General features: G+C 67.1%; 1 protein-coding gene. It reads left to right on the forward strand.

What is annotated here, in order from left to right:
- Nucleotides 1-21: 21 nt before the first annotated feature.
- The coding region (locus MXD62_RS27175; protein ID WP_248832252.1) for a type I polyketide synthase at nt 22-2,998 on the forward strand (2,977 nt) is incomplete at its 3' end.

Genomic DNA, 2,998 nt, shown 5'->3' on the forward strand with positions numbered 1-2,998 from the left:
ACGGCGTGTTCGTCGTCGTTGGTGGCGTTGCATCTGGCGGCGCGGGCGTTGCGGGCGGGTGAGTGCTCGATGGCGCTCGCCGGCGGGGCCGCGGTCATGGCGACGCCCGATGTCTTCGTAGAGTTCTCCCGGCAGCGGGGGCTGGCGCCGGACGGCCGGGTGAAGGCGTTCTCGGATTCCGCGGACGGCACCGCATGGTCCGAGGGTGCCAGCTTGCTTCTTCTTGAGCGGTTGTCGGATGCGCGGCGGAACGGGCATCCGGTGTTGGCGGTGGTGCGGGGTTCTGCGGTGAATCAGGATGGGGCGTCGAATGGTCTGACTGCGCCGAGTGGTTCGGCGCAGCGGGCGGTGATTCGTCGGGCGTTGGCGGATGCCGGGGTGGCTGGTGCGGACGTGGATGTGGTGGAGGCGCATGGGACGGGTACTCGGCTGGGGGATCCGATCGAGGCGTCGGCGATTGTGGATGTGTATGGGCGGGAGCGTGTGCCGGGTCGGCCGGTGTGGTTGGGGTCGTTGAAGTCGAATATTGGTCATGTGCAGGCAGCGGCGGGTGTGGCCGGGGTCATCAAGATGGTTCTGGCGATGCGGGCGGGGGTGTTGCCGGCGACGTTGCATGTGACTGCGCCGACCTCGGAGGTGGACTGGTCCGAGGGTGGGGTGGAGTTGCTGACCGCGGCGCGGGAATGGCCCGAGGTGGGCCGGCCACGCCGCGCGGCCGTCTCCTCCTTCGGAGTAAGTGGGACGAACGCCCACGTCATCATCGAGCAGGCCGAGGACGACCGCTCCGACGATCGTCCCCAGCCCGCCGGAACAGTCGTTCCCTGGGTTGTCAGTGGTAACACTTCCGAGGCTGTCCGGATTCAGGCTGATCGTCTCGCTTCCCATGTCTCGAAGAATCCCGAGCTGAGTCCGCTCGACGTCGCCTTCTCGCTGGCGACCGGACGGGCCGGGCTGGCATACCGCGCCGCCGTCGTCACCGCGGACCGCGAAGAGGCGCTGGCCGGCCTACGCGCTGTCATGCCGGAGAAGGTCGCTGCTGGTGGGGTGGCGGTTCTGTTTTCGGGTCAGGGGAGTCAGCGGGTGGGGATGGGGCGGGATCTGGCTGGGGTGTTCCCGGTTTTTCGGGGGGCTTTTGATGAGGTGGCTGGGGTGGTTGATCCTCTTTTGGGGTGTTCTTTGTGGGATGTGCTGGCGGGGGATGGTCTGGGTCGGACGGAGTTCACGCAGCCTGCTTTGTTCGGTGTGGAAGTTGCTTTGTTTCGGCTGTTGGAGTCGTGGGGTTTGCGGCCCGATTTTGTGGGGGGTCATTCGGTCGGCGAGTTGACGGCTGCTTTTGTGGCTGGGGTGTGGTCCTTGGAGGACGCGGGGCGTCTGGTGGTGGCTCGGGGCCGTTTGATGCAGGGATTGTCTGAGGGTGGGGTGATGGTAGCGGTGGGCGTTGGTGAGGATGTGGTGGTGCCGTTGCTGGGGGAGGGGGTGGATGTGGCGGCGGTGAATGGTCCGTCGTCGGTGGTGCTGTCGGGAGACGAAGCGGCTGTGCGGGGTGTGGTGGCGGGTTTGGGGGAGGGGGTTCGGGTGCGGCGGCTGGCGGTGAGTCATGCGTTTCATTCGGCTCGGATGGATCCGATGCTGGATGATTTCCGGAGGGTGGCGGAGTCGGTGTCGTATCGGGCTCCGTCTCTTCGGTTGGTGTCGAATGTGACGGGTGATGGCGGTGGAGGGTGGGGGTCGGCGCAGTACTGGGTCTCGCATGCGCGGGCGGCGGTGCGGTTCGCGGATGGGGTGGGTTGGCTCGTGGATCAGGGCGTGCGCACTTTTGTGGAGGTGGGCCCGGGCAGTGTGTTGACGGCGTTGACCCGTGAGTGCCTGGCCGACCGTGACGCCTCTGCGACGGGTTCTTCGGACGGTTCTGGTTTTGGCTGTGTGCCGGTGCTGCGGTCGGGGGTGTCGGAGGTCCGGTCGGTGGTGGCTGCGGTGGGGAGTTTGTTCACCTGCGGGGTGGGGGTGGACTGGGCGGGGTTCTTCAAGGATTCGGGTGCCCGTCGGGTGGACGTTCCCACGTATGCGTTCGGAGGGGAGCGGTACTGGCTGGAGCGGTCGGTGGGCGGTGATGTGTCCTCGGTCGGGGTACCGGTCACGGAACACGCGTTGATCGGGGCGGTGGTGACGATTCCGGAGGGCGGTGGTGCGGTCGGGACGGGCCGGTTGGGAGTGGGGTCGCATCCCTGGCTGGCTGATCACATGGTGGGTGGTGTGGTGGTGGTTCCGGGGGCGGTTTTGGTGGAGATGGCGATGCGGGTCGGTGCCGAGGTCGGTACGGAGGTGGTAGAGGAACTGGTGATGGGAACGCCGCTGGTGGCGGCGGACTCGGTGTGGGTGCGAGTGGTGGTGGGTGCCGAGGAGGCGGCTGGAAGACGACCGGTCTCGGTGTTCTCCACGATGCCCGACAGCGAGGTGTGGACACGTAACGCGACGGGTTTCCTGCGGGCATCGCCGTTGGAACAGCCGGATCTTTCTGGTTTCTCCGCGCACCGGTGGCCCCCGGCGGGGGCCGAGCGGATCGATGTGTCTGGTTTCTACGAGGACCGGACGGCGGCCGGAATGGTGTACGGTCCGATATTCCAGAACATGCGGGACGCCTGGCGGCGTTCCGGTGAGGTTTTCGCGGACGTGCTGCTCCCGGAAACCGTGGAGGTAGCCGGATTCGGGATACATCCGGCCCTGTTCGACGCGGTCCTGCATGCCAGTGTGCTCTGTCCCGGCGAGACCGATGGTGAGACCGCCGGCAGCCCACGGCTACCTTTCGCCTGGGCTGGCGTGGAGGTATCCGCTACGGGCGCACGCGCGGTCCGGGTACACGCGACCAGGACCAGTACCGGAATCCAGATCACCGCGGTCGATCCCCGCAACAGTCCCGTACTGTCCATCCACTCCCTCACCACCCGACCCGCCACCCCACCCCACCCCACCCACGACGCACTCTTCCACCTGGCCTGGA

The organism is Frankia sp. Mgl5 (genome assembly GCF_023242985.1).
GTDB classification, from domain to species: domain Bacteria; phylum Actinomycetota; class Actinomycetes; order Frankiales; family Frankiaceae; genus Parafrankia; species Parafrankia soli.